The following is a 19,451-nucleotide window of genomic DNA, read 5'->3' as shown; positions in this document are numbered from 1 at the left end:
AATGAATCTTATAGCAGCAGCAATTGCAATTGGTTTGGCAGCAGTAGGCGCAGGTATTGGTAACGGTTTAATCGTTGGACGTACAGTTGAAGGTATCGCTCGTCAACCAGAAGCTCGTGGTTTATTACAAACAACAATGTTTATCGGGGTTGCGTTAGTTGAAGCATTACCGATCATCGGCGTTGTTATCGCGTTCATGGTTTTAGGACGTTAATTAGTAGAGAGAAAAATCCCAAGTGGCGGAGAGGAAGAAGAGACACCTTCGCCATTTATGTTTGTGCAATAGAGAACATACTTTTTCGAGTAGCGAACGACTCTTGAAGGGAGTGAACCCGTGGTGTTATCAGGCAATCTATTTGTTTTAGGTGCTGCAGAAAGCGCAGGCCATTTCAATGGTGGAGATAGTATTTTCCAACTAGTTGTTTTCTTAATTTTGTTAGCGTTACTGAAGAAATTCGCGTGGGGTCCATTAATGGGCATCATGAAACAGCGTGAAGACCATATTGCAGGTGAAATTAATGCGGCTGAAGGAAGCCGTGTTGAAGCCCAAAAGCTTTTAGAAGAGCAGAGAAACCTTTTAAAAGAAGCACGTACAGAAGCTCAAAGCTTAATAGAAAGTGCGAAAAAGCAAGGCGATGTTCAGCGTGAGGAAATCATTGCGATTGCCCGTACAGAAGCTGAACGCGTGAAAGAAGCTGCGAAGCTTGAAATTGATCAGCAAAAGGAAAAAGCAATGGCCGCAATTCGCGAACAAGTTGCTTCCTTGTCTGTATTAATCGCCTCTAAGGTTATTGAGAAAGAGTTGAATACCCAAGATCAGGATCAACTCATCAACGAATATATTAAAGAGGCAGGAGAACGCCGATGAGTAACTCCATCGTAGCAAAACGCTATGCGTCGGCACTTTTTCAAATTGCTAAAGAACAACAGATTCTTAGCGCTGTAGAAGAAGATCTTCGTGTAGTAAAAGAAGTAATCCAAACGAATAAGGATTTAAAGGCTGTTCTCAGCTCTTTAAAACTTTCAAAGGAAAACAAAAAAGCCATTTTAAAACAGGCTTTTGCGAACATTAATGGATTTGTTGTAAATACATTAATGATTTTAATGGACCGTCACCGTGAAGGTGAAATTGTTGAAGTGGTCAACCAGTTTATTGAGCTTGCATATGAAGCATCCGGTGTTGCTGAAGCTGAAGTTTCCAGTGTACGCCCGCTTTCAGATGCTGAGCGTGAGGCGATCTCGGCTACTTTTGCAGCAAAAGTTGGCAAGCAGTCTCTCAGAATTGAAAATATTGTGGATTCCGAATTGCTGGGTGGCGTGAAGGTCCGCATCGGAAATCGTATATATGACGGCAGCTTGCGCGGCAAGCTCGATCGTTTGCAACGTAAATTGTTAAGCTAAGATTTGTAGATAGGGGTGAAACTCATGAGCATCAAAGCTGAAGAAATCAGTGCCCTGATAAAAAAGCAAATTGAAAACTATCAGGCGGAAATTCAAGTAACAGATGTTGGTACGGTTATCACCGTTGGTGACGGTATCGCTCGTGTTCACGGTCTTGACAACGTTATGGCTGGAGAACTAGTTGAATTTTCAAACGGCGTTATGGGTATGGCACAAAACCTTGAAGAAAATAACGTCGGTATTATTATCCTTGGACCTTTCACTGATATCCGTGAAGGTGACGAGGTACGCCGTACAGGCCGCATCATGGAGGTTCCGGTTGGTGAAGAGTTAATCGGACGTGTAGTAAACTCATTAGGACAACCAATTGATGGTATGGGTCCAATCAATACAACAAAAACTCGCCCTATTGAGCAAGTAGCAACGGGCGTTATGGCGCGTAAATCGGTTCATGAGCCATTACAAACAGGTATTAAAGCGATTGACGCACTTGTGCCAATCGGCCGCGGTCAGCGTGAGTTAATCATCGGAGACCGTCAAACAGGTAAAACATCTGTTGCCATCGATACAATCTTGAACCAAAAAGGTCAAAACATGATCTGTATCTATGTTGCCATTGGACAAAAGGAATCAACAGTACGTGGTGCGGTTGAGACCCTTCGTAAAAATGGCGCATTAGATTACACAATCGTTGTGTCTGCATCTGCATCACAACCAGCACCAATGCTATTCTTGGCACCATATGCAGGCGTTTCAATGGGTGAAGAATTTATGTTCAGCGGTAAGCACGTATTAATCGTGTATGATGACTTAACAAAGCAAGCATCTGCATACCGTGAGCTTTCCTTGCTACTTCGCCGTCCTCCAGGTCGTGAAGCATATCCAGGGGATGTATTCTACTTGCACAGCCGTTTATTAGAACGTGCAGCGAAATTGAACGACAGCCTTGGCGCGGGTTCAATCACTGCATTACCATTTATCGAAACACAAGCAGGTGACGTTTCTGCTTATATTCCAACAAACGTTATCTCCATCACAGATGGACAAATTTTCTTACAATCTGACCTTTTCTTCTCCGGTGTTCGCCCAGCGATTAACGCAGGTCTTTCCGTATCTCGTGTAGGTGGATCCGCTCAGATCAAAGCGATGAAGAAGGTTGCAGGTACACTGCGTCTTGACCTTGCTTCATACCGTGAGCTAGAAGCATTTGCTCAATTCGGTTCTGACCTTGATAAAGCGACCCAAGCGAAGCTAAATCGTGGTGCACGTACCGTTGAGGTACTTAAACAAGACTTGAACAAGCCGCTATCAGTTGAAAAGCAAGTAGCGATTCTATATGCATTAACACGCGGCTTCCTTGATGATATTCCATTACAGGATATCCGCCGTTTCGAAGCTGAATTCTTAACATGGTTAGACCACAACCGCAAAGAGTTGTTAGACCATATTACCAAAACGAAGGATCTTCCTTCTGATGACGATTGGGCATCTGCAATTAACGCCTTCAAAAAGACGTTTGCAGTTTCCGAGTAATTTATGGCTAACATTGAACACTTTTAGTGAGGGTGGTGAGAACTTAAAATGGCATCATTACGCGATATAAAAACTCGTATTAATTCAACGAAAAAGACGAGTCAAATTACCAAAGCAATGGAAATGACTTCTGCTGCGAAATGGAACCGCGGGGTGATGAATGCAAAATCATTCGTCCCTTATATGGAAAAAATTCAAGAGGTAACCGCAGCGATTGCACTTGGCAGTAAAGGGGTAAACCACCCAATGCTGCAGGCACGTCCTGTTAAGAAGACAGGCTATATCGTTATGTCATCTGACCGTGGTCTTGCGGGTGCGTTTAACAGTAACGTCTTAAGACGTGTAAACCAAACGATCCAACAAAATCATAAGTCCAATGATGAATTTGCGATTATTGCCATCGGTCGTGTTGCCCGTGACTTCTTCGTGAAACGCGGCATCAATGTAGCACTTGAAATCATTGGTATTTCAGACCAGCCTTCATTTGCGGACATTAAAGACATTGCATCGAGCACAGTAGGCATGTTTGCTGATGGTACATTTGATGAAATTTATCTATATTACAATCATTATATGAGCGCAATTTCGCAAGAAGTAACCGAGAAAAAACTGTTGCCGCTTGCTGAAATTAAACCGACAGGCAAACTGATTTCATATGAATTCGAACCGTCTGCTGAAGAAATTCTCGAAGTTCTCCTGCCGCAATATGCCGAGAGCTTAATCTATGGCGCGCTGCTAGACAGCAAAGCCAGTGAGCATGCTGCCCGGATGACGGCAATGAAAAATGCAACTGATAATGCAAAAGAACTAATTCGTAACTATACACTTATGTATAACCGTGCCCGCCAGGCAGCGATTACCCAAGAAATTACCGAAATTGTCGGCGGTGCGGCGGCATTAGAATAGACCGTTTTTTGAAAAATGAACTTTATTTCGTGTCTGTGACTTGTTTCCGTTTATGGATCGTGATTCAATGCTGTGAACAGGTTTCAGGCCGAAATCAAAGTTCGGTGTGATTCAATAAGTTCCTTTTTAAAAAAGAGGTTTTGAATCAAAAAAGTAAGTAAGGAGGGAAAATGATGAACAAGGGACGCATTGTTCAGATTATGGGTCCGGTTGTTGACGTTAAGTTTGATAACGCCCAATTGCCTGAGATCTATAACGCATTGAAAATTAGTTCTGAATCAGTCAACCTAACCCTTGAAGTAGCCCTTCATTTAGGTGATGATACAGTTCGTACGATTGCAATGGCTTCTACTGACGGGTTAACTCGTGGTTTGGAAGTATTGGATTCAGGTGCACCGATTTCTGTACCGGTTGGGGAACCAACTCTTGGCCGTGTATTTAACGTATTAGGGGAAGTAATTGACCTTAAGGATGAAATTCCTGCAGGCGCTCGCCGTGATCCGATTCACCGTGAAGCACCGACCTATGAAAATCTTTCAACTGAGGTTGAAATTCTTGAGACTGGTATTAAGGTAGTTGACCTTCTTGCTCCATATATTAAGGGTGGTAAGATCGGTCTGTTCGGTGGTGCCGGTGTAGGTAAAACCGTATTAATCCAGGAATTGATCAATAACATCGCACAAGAGCACAGCGGTATTTCCGTATTCGCTGGTGTAGGGGAGCGTACTCGTGAAGGGAACGACCTTTTCCATGAAATGACGGATTCCGGCGTTATTAAGCAAACTGCGATGGTATTCGGACAAATGAACGAGCCTCCAGGTGCACGTATGCGTGTTGCCTTGACTGGTTTGACAATGGCTGAATATTTCCGTGATGAGCAAGGCCAAGACGTGTTATTGTTCATCGATAACATCTTCCGTTTCACACAAGCAGGTTCTGAGGTTTCCGCGCTATTAGGCCGTATGCCATCTGCCGTTGGTTACCAGCCGACACTTGCTACTGAAATGGGTAAATTACAAGAACGTATTACTTCAACAACAAAAGGTTCTGTTACATCGATCCAAGCGATTTACGTACCAGCCGATGACTACACTGACCCGGCTCCGGCTACTACTTTCGCTCACTTAGATGCTACAACAAACCTTGAGCGTAAACTTTCTGAGATGGGTATCTACCCTGCGGTGGACCCACTTGCATCGACTTCTCGTGCATTGTCACCTGAAATCGTTGGCGAAGAGCACTACAATGTTGCTCGTCAAGTACAGCAAACCTTACAGCGTTACCGTGAATTACAGGATATCATCGCGATCTTGGGTATGGACGAACTTTCTGATGATGATAAGTTAGTCGTAGCTCGTGCTCGTCGTGTTCAGTTCTTCTTATCACAAAACTTCCACGTTGCTGAGCAGTTCACTGGCCAGCCTGGATCTTATGTGCCGGTTAAAGAAACAGTTAAAGGATTCAAAGAAATCCTTGACGGTAAATATGACCACCTTCCAGAAGATGCATTCCGTCTTGTCGGCCGCATCGAAGAAGTGGTTGAATCTGCTAAACGCATGGGCGTAGAGGTCTAATTCCAGCCAGGAGGGTAAAAAATGAAGACGATTAAAGTCAATGTTGTTACTCCCGATGGCCCGGTGTATGAATCAGATGTGGAAATGGTTAGTACAAAAGCTAAAAGTGGCGAACTCGGTATTTTGCCTGGCCACATTCCCTTGGTTGCCCCGCTTGAAATTGGTGCTGTTCGTCTGAAGTTAGGCGGCGGTAAACAAGAGCAGATCGCAGTGAGCGGCGGATTTTTAGAAGTTCGTCCGGATCAAGTGACGATTTTAGCTCAAGCAGCGGAAAATGCAGCTGATATTGATGTTGATCGTGCCCTAAGGGCGAAGGAACGCGCTGAACAGCGTCTTCAACAAGCACAGCAGGAACATATCGATTTCAAACGTGCTGAACTAGCTCTTCAACGTGCCATCAACCGCCTCGCCGTATCGGATAAAAGATAATCAAGTTTTTAGATAAGAACCCCTCCTTTTTGGAGGGGTTTTTTGTTACTCTATCTGGTGTAGAGAGTATTTTGAAAAAAGATAATATTATTACTATTAAATTTGTTGATTTTGTGGTATTTATAGATAGTAAAGAATTATTTTGATATACCGTTTTCTAATGAGAAGAGCTGGAAGTAATGGCTCTTTTTACATTTACTATAAATAGTTTGAAAGTTTCATCTATTTTGATATTGACGTGAAACGTTATAGAATGTAATATTATATTATAATACATTAAGTGATAGGAAAATCGCTGAGACAGTGGGGTGTAATGAGACTTAGGAGACATATTTTGAATTTGTAAGCGGTTAATCTGGTAATTTGATAGTTTATAAACTAATTAGGGGGATCTTGTATATGAAACGTTGGCTTAATCTAGCAGTTGGTATCCTTTTGGTAATGTCCATATTTTTAGCCGGATGTTCCTCGAAAAGCACGAGTTCAAATTCAGCAAACGGAAAGACAACCATTACATTTTTTTACCGTTGGCCAAATGAGCCATACAAGTCTTACTTTAAGAGTGTGATTGCAGATTTTGAAAAGCAGCACCCTAACATTCAAATTAAAGAAGTAACCGCATTAAATGATGATTATAAGCAAAAAGCAAATGTTCTTCTTGGAAGTCAAAATCCGCCGGATGTTTTCTTTACTTGGGCAGGAGAATATGGTCAAAAGTTTATCCGGGATGGTGTAGCATTAGATCTCTCGAAATACTATGACGAGAACAAAGATTGGTCAGGTAAATTAATTGGTTCACAAGTAAATTTCTTTAAAAAGGATGATAAAGTCTACGGTGTTCCACTATTTACTGACAGTAAGTTATTCTTCTACAACAAAGACTTGTTTGACAAGCTAAATTTAAAGGCACCAACGACATGGGATGAATTTATTCAGGACCTTGCTGTCATTAAAAAGAGCGGAACGACACCACTTATTTTAGGGAATAAATCACCTTGGGCTGCTGCTCACTATGTAACAGCATTGAATCAGAGACTAGTACCGAAGGAAGTTTTAGATAAAGATTTAAGCTATAAAGGGGCTCAGTTTACAGACCCTGGATATGTAGAAGCATTAAAGAAATTAAATGAATTAAAAACGTATATGAATGATAATCCAAATGCGATTGCCCATGACGAAGCAAGAAACCTATTCCTTGGCGGCAAAGCAGCGGTAACATTCCTTGAATCATTGGAAATTACCTTTATGAAAGACGCTACATTTAAATGGGGAACCTTTAAAGTACCGACCATTTCAGGAGCGAAAGGTGACCAAGAAGGCTTAATTGGTGCACCTGAAGGATTTATGGTTCATAGTAAATCGAAACATCCGAAAGAAGCAATGGAGTTCTTGGAGTTTATGACTTCTAAAGTTAATGGAGAGAAATTAATCAAGGATACAGGTTTAGCAAGTACCGTGGATGGTGCGGTGAATGCGAATAGCGCAACAGATCATGAAGTCGAAGCAATGGATTTAATCAAGAGCGCAAAGAATATGGCCATTTGGACTGACAGCGCATTAGACAGCAGAGTATTTAAGCCATATGGTGATGGAGTACAAGCTATGCTTGGTGGCAGCATGACACCAGAACAAGTCATGAAGAATGTTCAGGATGCAGCGAAACAAGTAAATCAATAAAGGGAGACATGAAATCTATTAAAATGTCGGTTTAGCGGAGTCCTTGTTCCTCTTAAACCGACATATTTTAATAGATATTGATGGGAGGGGTATAGAATGCACAAGTCACGAGTTGTCCCAGTTTTATACATAGCACCGGCCATTCTTATGCTTGCATTATTTGTTTATTATCCATTAGTTCGAAATGTAATAAATGGCTTTTATGAATGGAACCCATTTACTTTAGATCGAAAATTTGTCGCACTACAAAATTATGCACACCTCTTTAAAGATCCCGTCTTTTTTACAGTACTTAAAAACAATCTATTTTACGCCTTTATCTCCGTTATTATTCAAGTTGGTCTTGGATTAGTGATTGCAGCAATATTAGAAGACAAGATCTTCAGAAGATTTTCCACATTCTTTCGAACAACTTTTTTTATTCCTGTTCTTATTTCCATGACCGTAATTGGGATCCTCTTTAGTTTCATCTATAATCCAGAGGTTGGGTTACTAAATGGTTTTCTTAAAGCAATTGGCTTGGGTGAATGGGCAAGAGGCTGGCTTGGGGATCCGAAAACATCGATTTTCGCTGTTATTGGTGTTTCCCAATGGCAAAGCCTTGGCTACACCGTTATGTTGTATGTGTTGGCCGTCCAAAAAGTCCCAGGGGAATTATATGAAGCAGCTACCATCGATGGGGCAGGAAAAATCCGCACATTTTTTAGCATTACAGTTCCACAGGTAAAAGAAATGACCTTTGTGCTATTAATCTATACCGTAACAGGTTCATTCTTAGTGTTTAGTGAAGTATACGTATTAACGGCTGGCGGTCCAAATAACTCTTCACAAGTCTTTAGTACCTATCTATACCAAAAGGCGTTTATTGACAATCAACCGGGATTTGCCTCTGCTATAGCAAACGTAATTTTGGGTATCACATTAATCTTCTATTTTCTACAAAATAAGTTCGTAAAAACAGGGGAGGAGTAAAAATGAAACCGATTGAATCACAGGGAGATTCAGGGGCGGTGAGTCCGAATGCAACGATCGTAAAGTCTGCGAAAATCAGCACGAAAGCAAAAAAACATAAACAAGGCTTCTCCATCGTCGTTGGGATCATCTTTCTATTTCTGCTTCTTTACTTTGTTGCGATTGCCTATCCAATCTTTTGGATGGTTGTCAATTCCTTTAAAAATACAACAGAAATTTATAACGACACTTGGGGGCTTCCAAAAGAATGGCTGTTTTCAAATTATAGTGCTGCGTGGGAACAAGGGGTTTCAAGCTACTTCGTTAATAGCTTGATCATTACGATTGGTACATGTATTTTAACGGTTTTGATTAGCTCGTTTTGTGCATACGGCTTGACCCGTTTCCAAATAAAGGGGGGGAAGTTCCTGCTCCTATTTGTGTCAGCAGGTCTGATGTTTTCCCCGCAAAGCGGTTTAATTCCACTCTATGAATTAATTCAAAAGATGGGGATTTTTGATACGTATTGGGCGCTGATTTTAACTTTTACAGCCTATCGAATTCCATTAACGGTTCTGTTGATTCGTTCATTTTTCCTCGGGATTCCGAAAGAATTGGAAGAATCAGCTTATCTCGACGGGGCTACGAGTTTAGATGTTTTTGTGAGAATATTTCTGCCAATGAGCAAACCGATAATGTTTACGGGTGTCATTTTAACTGCTTATTATTCATGGAATGAGTTTTTATTCTCAATGCTTTTCATTCAAACAGAAGAGGTAAAGCCGATTACTTCCGGTTTATTAGTTTTCAAAGATGCATTAAATACAAACTGGGGAGTCTTACTAGCTGGACTGGTTATTTCTGCCATTCCATTGATTGCCATCTTCCTGATGATGCAGAAGTATTTTGTCAGAGGCTTGGCCGAGGGAAGTGTAAAAGGATAATAAGAGACTGGGGACAATCCGTGCCCCACTATTATTATCTTGTATATAACGTTTTATAACATATTAATAAGGAGTGAGTGAGATTGTTAAACTTTAGTAGAGAGAAGTATTTGAAGGTAACCGGCGGTGCAGTAGGGCTGCGCGAAGAAATTGAAAAGGTAGTGGACAAGGTTTATGAGAAGGGGTTTAAAAATATTTTCTTAATTGGATCAGGCGGTGCTGTTGCGACCTTTTATCCATTTGAATTTATGATTAATTCAACATCCACGATTCCAGCCTATGCCGAAATCGCAGCAGAAGTTGTCCTACAGAATCATAAACAACTAAGTGAACAATCGCTTGTCATTCTATCTTCTCTATCAGGTACAACACAGGAGACAGTAGCAGCAGCGAAATATTGTAAAGAAAAAGGCGCAACAACAATTGGATTGACAGGTGAGTACAATAAACCGCTTGCTGACACAGTTGATTTTCCAATCGTTAATTTTGCAGAAAATGACTTTGCCAGCGATGGGAATCAACTAGTTCTCTATTTACTCATTTTTAAATTAATGAATAAAAATGGAGATTTCCCTCGTTATGAGGAGTTTGCAGCGCAGTTGGAAGCCCTTCCAGAACGATTAATCGAGGCAAAAGAACAGTTTGAAGACAAGGCGGAAGCTTTTGCTGTCGCTTATAAGGATGAGCCCTATCATATGGTAGTTGGTTCCGGAAATACCTGGGGACGTGCTTACTCCTATGCGATGTGTGTATTGGAAGAAATGCAATGGATTAAAACAAAATCGATTCATGCAGCAGAATTCTTCCATGGCACCTTGGAGCTAGTGGAAGAAGACACGAGCGTTCTTTTACTTAAGGGTGAAGATGAATCACGCCCGTTGATGGACCGTGTTGAGGCTTTTGCTGAGAAGTATACAAAGAAATTGACCGTAATCGATACAAAGGCGTTTGAGCTAGAAGGAATTAATGAAGAGTTCCGCAAATATTTATCACCAATCGTTACATCGACGCTTCTCCAAAGACTGAGTGTCCATTTAGAAGATAAACGCAATCATTCTTTAGAGATTAGAAGATATTATCGTACAGTGGCTTATTAAAAAGATTTAGAGAAAGATACAAGAGGTATCTTTCTCTTATTCACCATATGGGAGGTTTCAATTATGAGATTGATAGCAGTAGGAGATAATGTAGTAGATTTTTATGATGACCTTGGTGAGATGTTTCCAGGCGGGAATGCTGTAAATGTGGCGGTCTTTTGGAAACGTTATGGTGTTGATGAGGTTTCCTATATTGGGATTGTCGGCAATGATGAAGAAGGCGATCATATTGTTAACTCGTTAAAGTTGGAAAATCTCAATGTTTCAAGGGTAAGAAGAGCGATTGGTCCGTCAGGTGAAGCGGTAGTCACGCTCGATGAGCATGGGGATCGGAAGTTTGTCGGCTCCAATAAAGGCGGAGTCCAACAGCAGCTAAAATTGAATCTTACCGATGAGGAACTAGAATATATTCAAACCTTTTCGCTGCTGCATACAAGCGTTTTTAGTCATTTGGAGAAAGAGTTGCCATTATTGCAAAAATACATCGATATTTCGTTTGATTTTTCAACAAAATATGATGATGACTATTTAGAACAGGTTTGTCCATATGTGAAATATGCAATTTTCTCTGGTGGAGATTTAAGCAAAGAGGAATGCAATGCGTTAATTACGAGGGTACACAAGGCAGGTACACCAAATGTTGTCGTTACTAGAGGTTCTGAAGGATCATTGTTCTCGGATTCCCATCAGGTTTATGAACAGGGAATTGTCGAGACCGATGTAGTGGATACACTTGGAGCTGGGGATACGTTTGTAGCGATCTTTTTAAAAGAATATGTCGCACATGGGAATGCCCAGGTTGCAATGGATAAAGGTTCCGCAGCTGCAGCTGAAACGTGCCAGCGCTTTGGCGCCTTTGGTCATGGAAAGAAGCGGGAGAGTAAGATTGTTATTGGCCGTTAATAAGATGAACCTGTTCTGTTGAAGAGCAGGTTATTTTTTTGGCTCTTTGTTGCTTTAATAATAAATTCGCAAATAAAACACTGGATTTGCTAATAAACTATTAAAACCCGCTGTTAAGATGACTTTCAGTAGCTTGAACGTAGGTATAAACAACAATCTAAATGAAAAAAGCTCCTCGAGTCCAAACTCGAGGAGCTAATTCTTCCTATTAATATTCAACTTTCCACATATATCTTCTTTGTGATAGTGGATGATTGCGCGCCTCTGCTAATTGTTCAGCATATTTACGAAGAACATGATTTAATACAAGCGGTGCGATATAGCCCCTTAACTCTTCGTCAACACCAGTTAAATCAAGATCTTTAGCATCTAATACAACTAGTTTTTCACCGTATTTTTTCGAGAAATCTAATGCTCTTTCATCTAGTGGGCGTGTTTCATCTAAGCCAAGCAAGATAATGAATGGTACGTCTTTATCAATAATCTCGAACGGACCGTGGAAGTACTCACCAGAGTGAACGGCATTGGAGTGGATCCATTGCATTTCCATTAGAATACAAATGGCGTAAGAATAAGCAATTCCGTAGTTTGCTCCACTTGCCATTGTATAGATCACTTTTTCATCCTTGTATTCCTGGCCAAATTGTAGTGCTTTGCCTTCATATTGCTTAGCGGCTTTCTCAAACACAGATTGGAGATTGGATAAGCTGTTGACCATTTTGTCAAACTTATCATTTCCTTCTAATACGTTTAAAACGCCGAATGTTAATTGATAAAGTAAACCTAAGTTTGTATTAAAAGCAACGGATTCAGCGCCCCACTCATATTTCACAACAAATTCACTTTCTTGTGCAAGAGGTGAGGTTGGCTGGTTTGTAAATCCAACTGTTAATGCTCCTTTTTGACGGGCAAATTCTGCTGCTTTAACCGTTTCAGGAGTTGTACCTGACATAGAGCATAATACAACGAGTGAATTTTCTCCAAGTTTTCTAGGGTTGCGATGAATGAATTCATTCGAACTGTAAACATCAGAAGTAAGATCTTTTGCTTCACGGTCCAATATGTACTTATTTGGATACATAATGGCAGAAGAACCTCCACATGCAACAAAATATACGTGGTTGATGGTACGTCCTTTCAAAGCATCTAAAACATTTTGAACTTGCTGATCGACAACTACTTGTGAATTTACCATTCATGTTTCCTCCCTTAAAATCTTTTGTATTGAATATAATAATACATTATATAACATTATATTAAGTGCCAAAAGATTAATTGTCAATGTTTTTTGAACATTTAATTTTTTGAAACCTGAAGAAATTAATATTACATTGACTTATAACATAATATAATGTTATGTTGATTTTGATAAATGAGCTGAAAAAGGAGGGGGTGGGGTACATGGCAAAAATCAAGCGGGACCAAGTTACAGGGATGAACTTCCATTATAAACACTATTCTTTCGAATACTTTTTAGATGCAATGGTTCGATACGGGTTTAAAAATATTGAAATATGGGGTGCCTCTCCGCATTTTTATGTGGATGATATGAGTATCCAAGACATTAGACAAGTAAAGAAAGAGATTGATAGAAGAGGTTTATCGGTTGTCTGCTTTACACCAGAGCAGTGTGTATATCCAATCAATCTTGCAGCAAAAGAGGATCGAATCCGGGAAAAAAGTATCCAATACTTTATTAAATCAGCCCAAGCCGCGAAAGAATTGGATGCGCCCATGCTGTTAGTTACTCCAGGCTGGGGCTATGAAAATGAGGACTGCAATGAAGCATGGAAAAGAACAAGAGATTCATTGGAACGATTAACAGCGGTTGCCGCTAATTTAGACTTAATCCTTGCGTTTGAACCATTAACAAGAGTGGAGTCAAATTTAATTTACAATGCGAAGACACTTAAAGCCATGTTAGATGAAGTGAACAGCCCTTATCTTAAAGGAATGATTGATAGTATTCCAATGGCACTGGCGAACGAAGATTTCCGTGATTATTTTAGCTTATTAAAGGAAGATTTAGTTCATATTCATTTTATTGATGGAAAACCTGAAGGCCATCTTGTCTGGGGTGATGGGGTCCTTCCTCTACAGAAATACATCGAACAATTGAATGAAATTGGCTACAAGGGCTCTCTAACATTAGAATATACTTCTTATCAATATGTGCAAAATCCGGATGCTGCAATTGAAAGGACATTGAATGTTTTTTCCGATTTTTTTTGAAATTGATAGGGTGAATGAAATTCTATATACTTGAATATAGACAGAATGACGTAATGAAGGCAGGTGAAACAAATGTTAAAACAAGATAATCAAATTCCTTTATACATCCAATTAAAGGAATCCATCCGCAGTTCGATTTTAAATGGGCAATTAAAGTTCGGAGATCAAATTCCCACTGAATTAGAATTGAGCGAAGAGTATAAGATTAGCAGGATTACGGTAAGAAAGGCAATCCTCGATTTAGTAGAAGAAGGCTATTTAGTTAAAAAGCAGGGGAAAGGTACATTTGTAAACAAAAGGAAAATTGAAAGAAAAATCGTTCATTTTTTAAGCTTTACGGAAGCTTGTAAAGCAAATGGTATGAAAGCCAGCAGTAAAGTCTTTAAAAAGGAAATTATTCAACCAACAGCCAAGGATCAAGAAAGACTTCAACTCGATGAGGGAGATGCATTGTTATTCATTCAGAGAGTAAGATATGCGGATGAATCACCGATTATGATTGAAAATAACTACTTTTCATATAAAGATTTTCATTCATTATTAAATGAAAACTTGGACGACTCTGTCTACAAGATATTGGAAGAAAAACTGAATGTAAAACCAGATCGTGCGGGAGAGTTAACATTGGAGATTGTTCGTGCCACTGAGGAAGAAGTCAATTTACTTCATACATCGAGCGGAGAACCTCTTTTTTACATGGAAACAACGGTCTATGATGAAAACGACAGACCTGTGCATATTGGAAAACAGTATATTTTGGGTGATAGTTATAAATACAACTTGAAGTAATGAAAGCGATTACCCTTGTGCAGACGGAGCCCCACTTTTTTGAGGGGCTTTTTGTTTTTGAAGCGGGGAATGTGAAGGGACCAGAAAATAACGGGGGTTCAAGTATCCTACACCCCTTTCTACTCATTTCACTATTCCAAGCATGAAATCACCGTACAAGAATATGATTGTAGTAGTGAAAATGATAACAAGTCTAGTTTTTAAATGAAGAAGATGAACAATTAATGACAAATCTCACATACAATCTGGTGGTTTTGTAGTTAAATAGGGGTTGTTGTCGAATAATCGGAATATATTAGCTTGATATATCAGGGTTTCCAGGGGTTTTATTAGAATAAAAATGACCTTCTTTATATTTCCAATTTAAAGGCGGAGGCTTGTCGACACAGGTATCTTTCAATGCTATAATGTATTCGGTTACAAATATTCACTAGTAAGAAAATTTTCAACATTGGAGGGGATAGACATGGAACTTCTAAATGTATATCAGAATAATTATCTGATTGTTTTTGTGTTTCTATGTCTCGGGGTATTGCTGCCTGCGGTAGCATTATATTTAGGTAAGCTTTTGCGTCCTCATGCACCAAGTGATGCGAAGAATACCACATATGAGAGCGGTGTTGAGCCATTTCACGATTCCCGTGTACAGTTCAATGTCCGCTATTATATTTTTGCCCTAATGTTTGTTATTTTTGATGTAGAGACTGTGTTTTTATATCCATGGGCTGTTGCCTATGATAAACTAGGCGTTTTTGCATTGATCGAAATGTTAATTTTCGTTGTCATGCTGTTAATTGGCCTAGCCTATGCTTGGAAGAAGAAGGTGTTAAAATGGACCTGAAACTAGACAACGTATCGCCTCAGGAAATGGAAGAGTTACAGAGGAATGTATTTATGACAACACTAGAGCAGGTGAAGGCGTGGGCGCGAAGCAATTCGATCTACCCGCTGACATTTGGTCTGGCTTGTTGTGCGATTGAAATGATGGCTGTAGGTTCCTCCCACTATGACTTGGACCGTTTCGGATCATTCTTCCGGACGTCACCGAGACAGTCGGACTGTATGATTGTGTCAGGGACTGTGACGAAAAAAATGGCACCAATTCTTCGCCGTTTATATGATCAAATGCCGGAACCGAAATGGGTAATTGCGATGGGATCGTGTGCAACAGCGGGCGGACCATATGTAAAATCATATTCCGTTGTTAAAGGTGTGGACCAAGTAGTCCCTGTAGATGTTTATATCCCGGGATGCCCTCCAAACCCGGCCGCTTTAATATATGGAATCAATAAGTTAAAGGAAAAGATTCGTTACGAAGCGAAGACTGGGAAGAAGGTGATGTAATCCATGAGCGGGGAGAAGGATCTCGAACAATTAAAGCGAGAAGCCGCTGAAAAGGCGAAGGCAGCTGCACTAGCGAGACGCCAGGCGAAGGAAGCCGGAGAAAACGCACCGAAGCCTGAAGCCACGTCAACCCCAGCAGGCGACGCTGATGATCTTGCAATTAAAAAAGCTGCAGCAGCAGCGAAAGCCAAGGCAGCTGCACTAGCTAAAAAGCAACGTGAAGGAATCGAAGACGACCCAGCAGAAGCTCCAGCAGCGGAAGCGGCGGGCGACGCTGATGATCTAGCAAAGAAAAAAGCAGCGGCAGCAGCGAAAGCCAAGGCAGCCGCACTCGCCAAAAAGCAACGAGAAGGCATTGTTGAGGAAACGGTTGCACCAGCAGCGGAAGCCTCAGCAGATGGCGATGATCTAGCGAAGAAAAAAGCAGCAGCAGCAGCAAAAGCAAAAGCTGCAGCATTAGCGAAAAAGCAACGAGAAGGAATCGCGGACGAACCGGCAGAAGCACCAGCAGTCGAAGCGTCGGGCGGCGATGATGATCTAGCGAAGAAAAAAGCAGCGGCAGCCGCGAAGGCAAAAGCAGCTGCATTAGCGAAAAAGCAACGAGAAGGAACCGCGGATGAACCAGCAGCCGAAGCAGGGGGCGACGACGATCTAGCGAAGAAAAAAGCCGCAGCAGTGGCCAAGGCAAAAGCAGCGGCAGCCGCGAAACGTAAGGCAGCTGAGTTAGCCGGTGGAGGAGAAGCTCCTGCAGGCGGCGATGATGAAAAAGCGAAAGCAGTTGCAGCCGCAAAAGCGAAGGCCGCCGCAGCAGCCAAAGCCAAAGCAGCAGCCGCAGCGAAAGCGGGCGGTGCAACAGCAGGTGGCGATGACGAAAAGGCGAAAGCCATCGCAGCGGCGAAGGCAAAGGCCGCCGCGGCAGCAGCAGCCAAGGCGAAAGCAGCCGGCAAAGCAGGCGATGCACCAGCACCGGCAGTCGAGGAAACTGCGTCACCAAATCAGCCATTCCTGGATAAATACCGAAAAGTGATTGAGGAAAATCTGGGCGCTGAGGTTTTAGAAGATTCTTATATTAATAAACTGTCCAAAGACGTTCCAACCCTCGTGGTAAAACGTGAATCCTACTATAAGCTTGCACAATTTTTAAAATACAATGAACTGTTAGGATTCGATTATTTATCCGAGATCCATGGAACCGATTTTCAAACACATATGGAAGTTTATGCTCATCTTTACTCATACAAAAACCGTCAATCCGTCGCTGTCAAAGTGAAAATTGACCGGGATGAACCAACCATCGAGTCCGTCACGCCAATTTGGGCCGGTGCGGAATGGGCAGAATGTGAAGCTTATGATTTGCTTGGAATTAAGTTTACAGGACATCCGGATTTACGTCGGATTTTGCTCGGAGAAGATTGGGTTGGCTATCCACTAAGAAAAGATTATGAGCCTTATGATGTCGAGGTGTAACCAATGATCAGAACAGAAGAAATGCTGTTAAACGTAGGTCCTCAGCATCCAAGTACGCACGGAGTATTCCGGCTGGTGGTAAAAATCGATGGGGAGATTATTACCGAAGCAACACCGGTCATCGGTTATTTGCACCGCGGAACAGAAAAACTAGCTGAAAACCTGCAATATACACAAATTATTCCTTATACGGACCGGTTGGATTATGTCTCCGCCATGACCAACAACTATGTACTTTGTCACGCAGTTGAAACGATGATGGGAATTCAAATACCTGACCGTGCTGAATATTTACGTATTCTGGCAATGGAATTAGGCCGGGTTTCAAGCCACCTTTTATGGTGGGGGACATTCCTCCTCGATATGGGGGCCGTCAGTCCCTTCCTATTTGCGTTCCGCGATCGCGAAATGATTCTGAATTTCCTAAATGAGCTTTCCGGTGCCCGCTTAACTTTCAACTATATGCGTGTCGGCGGCGTCAAGTGGGATGCTCCAGAAGGCTGGGTAGAACGAGTAAAAGACTTTGTCCCATACTTGAGAGAGCAAATTAAAGGATATCATGAACTTGCGTCCGGAAATGAAATTCTCCTTACCCGTATTAAAGGTGTCGGAACATATTCAAAAGAAGATGCCATTAATTACTCGCTAAGCGGTGTCAATCTTCGCAGTACCGGTGTCAAATGGGACCTGCGTAAAGATGAGCCATATTGCATTTACGACCGCTTTGATTTTGACATACCAGTCTTGGATAGCGGTGATGTATTGGCGCGCTACCATTTACGCTTATTAGAAATCGAAGAATCTCTAAAAATTATCGAGCAAGCATGCGACCAATTCCCGAAAGATGGGGATATTCTCGCAAAGGTACCAAAAATCATTAAAGCACCAAAAGGTGAAGGATTTGTCAGAATCGAAGCACCACGTGGAGAAATTGGTGTTTACATCAACAGTGATGGAAAGAAAGAGCCATACCGTCTAAAACTAAGAAGGCCATCTTTCTACAATCTGCAAATTCTCCCGAAATTATTAAAGGGAGAAAACATTTCAAACCTCGTTGCCATTTTAGGGGGCATTGATATAGTCCTTGGGGAGGTGGACGGCTGATGATAAATGATTTACTCCAGTCTAGTCCCGGTTTGTTTAATTTCTTAATCTTCTTTTTACTAGGAGCAATCTTACTTTTAGTCGTACTGGGCTTTGTAACCTACGGAATCCTGGCAGAACGTAAAGTCATGGGTTACATGCAGCTCCGCCACGGTCCAAATCAAGTCGGCGGCCGCTGGGGACTCTTGCAAACCGTTGCCGACGTCTTGAAGCTATTATTAAAAGAAGATATTATCCCGAAACTTGCAGACAGGCCATTATTTATTTTGGCACCGGTAATTGCTTTTGCACCGTCTTTCATGGTGTTGGCAACGATTCCGTTTACCGACAAATTTCAATTTGCCGATATTGGTGTCGGCTTGCTCTATTATATTGCCGTTTCAGGATTAACGACGCTCGGTGTTGTTACAGGTGGCTGGGCATCTAATAACAAATACGCACTCCTTGGAGCCATGCGTGCGGCTGCGCAAATGATTTCATACGAAATTCCGCTTGTCATGTCCGTACTCGGAATTATTTTGCTCACCGGCAGCTTGAACTTAAACGATATCGTGCACCAGCAGAGTCATGGCTGGTTTATCCTGCTACAGCCAGTAGCCTTTATCGTCTTTTTAATTGCATCAGTAGCAGAATTAAATCGGACACCATTTGACTTACCCGAATCCGAAAACGAACTTGTTGCCGGATACCACGTTGAATATTCAGGATTTCGCTGGGCATTCTTCATGCTGGCTGAGTATGTGTACCTATTTGCGATGACGTCACTGATCGTGACCATCTTCCTTGGCGGCTGGCTGCCACCATTCCATTTCCTTGGATTTATCCCAGGAGCCGTTTGGTTCGCACTCAAATTCGCCGTTGTCCTTTTCGTCTACATCTGGTTCCGTGTAGCGTTCCCGCGTCTGCGTGCCGATCACTTGATGGAAATGGGCTGGAAAATATTACTGCCAGTATCCCTGGCAAACATTTTCCTAACCGCCTTAATCAAAACCTTATTTTTCTAAAAAGGAACTCATTTCTCCTCGGCAAGACTTGAGTTTTCCAATACCTTGACTGCCTCGCGTTTGGCAGCAAAGCAAACTTTAAAATGATAAAAGGGG

Annotated in this window: 20 protein-coding genes; 19 read left to right on the top strand and 1 reads right to left on the bottom strand. The window is 41.6% G+C overall.

The genetic code is table 11. The features are described 5' to 3' along the window. Position 1 precedes the first annotated feature (1 nt). The 12 genes from atpE to ACFQZ9_RS13055 all read left to right on the top strand — a co-directional run bounded on the left by atpE (position 2) and on the right by ACFQZ9_RS13055 (position 11,415). On the top strand, positions 2-214 hold the full coding sequence (gene atpE, locus ACFQZ9_RS13110; RefSeq protein ID WP_026572680.1) for a F0F1 ATP synthase subunit C: 213 nt from the start codon (positions 2-4) through the stop codon (positions 212-214). Between the two features lie 123 nt (positions 215-337). Further along, positions 338-868, top strand: coding sequence for a F0F1 ATP synthase subunit B (locus ACFQZ9_RS13105; protein WP_198310884.1), 531 nt, complete (start codon positions 338-340; stop codon positions 866-868). Continuing rightward, positions 865-1,401, top strand: coding sequence for a FoF1 ATP synthase subunit delta (locus ACFQZ9_RS13100; protein ID WP_498944136.1), 537 nt, complete (start codon positions 865-867; stop codon positions 1,399-1,401). Before ACFQZ9_RS13105 ends, ACFQZ9_RS13100 begins: the two co-directional genes overlap by 4 nt. A 24-nt stretch (positions 1,402-1,425) precedes the next feature. Then, on the top strand, positions 1,426-2,934 hold the full coding sequence (atpA, locus tag ACFQZ9_RS13095; protein ID WP_198310882.1) for a F0F1 ATP synthase subunit alpha: 1,509 nt from the start codon (positions 1,426-1,428) through the stop codon (positions 2,932-2,934). Between the two features lie 48 nt (positions 2,935-2,982). Then, positions 2,983-3,840 (top strand): ATP synthase F1 subunit gamma, encoded by an 858-nt coding sequence (atpG, locus tag ACFQZ9_RS13090; RefSeq protein WP_498944135.1) that lies wholly within the window; start codon positions 2,983-2,985, stop codon positions 3,838-3,840. Between the two features lie 173 nt (positions 3,841-4,013). Then, positions 4,014-5,414: a F0F1 ATP synthase subunit beta gene (gene atpD, locus ACFQZ9_RS13085; protein WP_198310880.1), complete on the top strand. Its 1,401-nt coding sequence runs from the start codon at positions 4,014-4,016 to the stop codon at positions 5,412-5,414. Positions 5,415-5,435: 21 nt separating this feature from the next. Further along, on the top strand, positions 5,436-5,843 hold the full coding sequence (locus ACFQZ9_RS13080; protein WP_026572686.1) for a F0F1 ATP synthase subunit epsilon: 408 nt from the start codon (positions 5,436-5,438) through the stop codon (positions 5,841-5,843). A gap of 399 nt (positions 5,844-6,242) precedes the next feature. Next, complete coding sequence (locus ACFQZ9_RS13075; protein ID WP_498944134.1) at positions 6,243-7,520, top strand: ABC transporter substrate-binding protein; 1,278 nt, start codon at positions 6,243-6,245, stop codon at positions 7,518-7,520. 96 nt (positions 7,521-7,616) lie between these two features. Continuing rightward, complete coding sequence (locus ACFQZ9_RS13070) at positions 7,617-8,492, top strand: carbohydrate ABC transporter permease (RefSeq protein WP_026572688.1); 876 nt, start codon at positions 7,617-7,619, stop codon at positions 8,490-8,492. A gap of 38 nt (positions 8,493-8,530) precedes the next feature. After that, positions 8,531-9,415, top strand: a complete 885-nt coding sequence (locus ACFQZ9_RS13065) for a carbohydrate ABC transporter permease (protein ID WP_498944273.1) — start codon at positions 8,531-8,533, stop codon at positions 9,413-9,415. 83 nt (positions 9,416-9,498) lie between these two features. Beyond that, positions 9,499-10,512, top strand: coding sequence for an SIS domain-containing protein (locus ACFQZ9_RS13060; protein ID WP_498944133.1), 1,014 nt, complete (start codon positions 9,499-9,501; stop codon positions 10,510-10,512). Positions 10,513-10,557: 45 nt separating this feature from the next. Then, entirely contained in the window at positions 10,558-11,415 is an 858-nt protein-coding gene (locus ACFQZ9_RS13055) for a PfkB family carbohydrate kinase (RefSeq protein ID WP_498944272.1), read from the top strand. A 208-nt stretch (positions 11,416-11,623) separates the two neighbouring features. Here the strand turns inward: ACFQZ9_RS13055 and ACFQZ9_RS13050 are convergent, their stop codons facing one another. Further along, positions 11,624-12,610, bottom strand: coding sequence for an SIS domain-containing protein (locus ACFQZ9_RS13050; protein WP_133332937.1), 987 nt, complete (start codon positions 12,608-12,610; stop codon positions 11,624-11,626). A 206-nt stretch (positions 12,611-12,816) separates the two neighbouring features. On the opposite strand from ACFQZ9_RS13050, the gene ACFQZ9_RS13045 reads away from it, so the two are divergent. From ACFQZ9_RS13045 to nuoH, 7 genes are all read left to right on the top strand, one after another. Then, positions 12,817-13,647 carry a sugar phosphate isomerase/epimerase family protein gene (locus ACFQZ9_RS13045; protein ID WP_498944132.1) on the top strand — a complete coding sequence of 277 codons (831 nt, stop codon included), beginning with the start codon at positions 12,817-12,819 and terminating at the stop codon, positions 13,645-13,647. 72 nt (positions 13,648-13,719) lie between these two features. Further along, a complete protein-coding gene (locus ACFQZ9_RS13040) occupies positions 13,720-14,436 on the top strand; it encodes a GntR family transcriptional regulator (RefSeq protein WP_498944131.1) in 717 nt (238 codons plus the stop codon). Positions 14,437-14,902: 466 nt separating this feature from the next. Continuing rightward, positions 14,903-15,277, top strand: a complete 375-nt coding sequence (locus tag ACFQZ9_RS13035) for an NADH-quinone oxidoreductase subunit A (protein ID WP_198310873.1) — start codon at positions 14,903-14,905, stop codon at positions 15,275-15,277. After that, positions 15,268-15,780 (top strand): NuoB/complex I 20 kDa subunit family protein, encoded by a 513-nt coding sequence (locus ACFQZ9_RS13030; RefSeq protein WP_498944130.1) that lies wholly within the window; start codon positions 15,268-15,270, stop codon positions 15,778-15,780. Before ACFQZ9_RS13035 ends, ACFQZ9_RS13030 begins: the two co-directional genes overlap by 10 nt. Positions 15,781-15,783: 3 nt before the next feature. Further along, complete coding sequence (locus ACFQZ9_RS13025) at positions 15,784-17,247, top strand: NADH-quinone oxidoreductase subunit C (protein WP_498944129.1); 1,464 nt, start codon at positions 15,784-15,786, stop codon at positions 17,245-17,247. A 3-nt stretch (positions 17,248-17,250) separates the two neighbouring features. Further along, positions 17,251-18,351, top strand: a complete 1,101-nt coding sequence (locus ACFQZ9_RS13020) for an NADH-quinone oxidoreductase subunit D (RefSeq protein ID WP_198310870.1) — start codon at positions 17,251-17,253, stop codon at positions 18,349-18,351. Further along, positions 18,351-19,355, top strand: a complete 1,005-nt coding sequence (gene nuoH / locus ACFQZ9_RS13015; RefSeq protein WP_198310869.1) for an NADH-quinone oxidoreductase subunit NuoH — start codon at positions 18,351-18,353, stop codon at positions 19,353-19,355. The genes ACFQZ9_RS13020 and nuoH overlap by 1 nt, the downstream gene beginning before the upstream one ends. The last annotated feature ends 96 nt before the right edge of the window (positions 19,356-19,451 follow it).

The sequence above is a fragment of the Neobacillus sp. GCM10027624 genome (assembly GCF_042675345.1).
GTDB lineage: Bacteria > Bacillota > Bacilli > Bacillales > Cytobacillaceae > Neobacillus > Neobacillus cucumis_D.
The sequence above is the reverse complement of the archived record's forward strand: the minus strand, read 5'-3'. Positions and strand labels throughout refer to the sequence as shown.

What these genes read in the sequence shown, in the direction of transcription:
- ACFQZ9_RS13035 (WP_198310873.1), top strand. Translation starts at nt 14,903, where the DNA reads ATGGAACTTCTAAATGTATATCAGAATAATTATCTGATTGTTTTTGTG.
- ACFQZ9_RS13100 (WP_498944136.1), top strand. Translation starts at nt 865, where the DNA reads ATGAGTAACTCCATCGTAGCAAAACGCTATGCGTCGGCACTTTTTCAA.
- ACFQZ9_RS13080 (WP_026572686.1), top strand. Translation starts at nt 5,436, where the DNA reads ATGAAGACGATTAAAGTCAATGTTGTTACTCCCGATGGCCCGGTGTAT.
- ACFQZ9_RS13045 (WP_498944132.1), top strand. Translation starts at nt 12,817, where the DNA reads ATGGCAAAAATCAAGCGGGACCAAGTTACAGGGATGAACTTCCATTAT.
- atpE (WP_026572680.1), top strand. Translation starts at nt 2, where the DNA reads ATGAATCTTATAGCAGCAGCAATTGCAATTGGTTTGGCAGCAGTAGGC.
- ACFQZ9_RS13030 (WP_498944130.1), top strand. Translation starts at nt 15,268, where the DNA reads ATGGACCTGAAACTAGACAACGTATCGCCTCAGGAAATGGAAGAGTTA.
- ACFQZ9_RS13050 (WP_133332937.1), bottom strand. Translation starts at nt 12,610, where the DNA reads ATGGTAAATTCACAAGTAGTTGTCGATCAGCAAGTTCAAAATGTTTTA.
- ACFQZ9_RS13025 (WP_498944129.1), top strand. Translation starts at nt 15,784, where the DNA reads ATGAGCGGGGAGAAGGATCTCGAACAATTAAAGCGAGAAGCCGCTGAA.
- nuoH (WP_198310869.1), top strand. Translation starts at nt 18,351, where the DNA reads ATGATAAATGATTTACTCCAGTCTAGTCCCGGTTTGTTTAATTTCTTA.
- ACFQZ9_RS13075 (WP_498944134.1), top strand. Translation starts at nt 6,243, where the DNA reads ATGAAACGTTGGCTTAATCTAGCAGTTGGTATCCTTTTGGTAATGTCC.
- atpG (WP_498944135.1), top strand. Translation starts at nt 2,983, where the DNA reads ATGGCATCATTACGCGATATAAAAACTCGTATTAATTCAACGAAAAAG.
- ACFQZ9_RS13040 (WP_498944131.1), top strand. Translation starts at nt 13,720, where the DNA reads ATGTTAAAACAAGATAATCAAATTCCTTTATACATCCAATTAAAGGAA.
- ACFQZ9_RS13070 (WP_026572688.1), top strand. Translation starts at nt 7,617, where the DNA reads ATGCACAAGTCACGAGTTGTCCCAGTTTTATACATAGCACCGGCCATT.
- atpA (WP_198310882.1), top strand. Translation starts at nt 1,426, where the DNA reads ATGAGCATCAAAGCTGAAGAAATCAGTGCCCTGATAAAAAAGCAAATT.
- atpD (WP_198310880.1), top strand. Translation starts at nt 4,014, where the DNA reads ATGAACAAGGGACGCATTGTTCAGATTATGGGTCCGGTTGTTGACGTT.
- ACFQZ9_RS13020 (WP_198310870.1), top strand. Translation starts at nt 17,251, where the DNA reads ATGATCAGAACAGAAGAAATGCTGTTAAACGTAGGTCCTCAGCATCCA.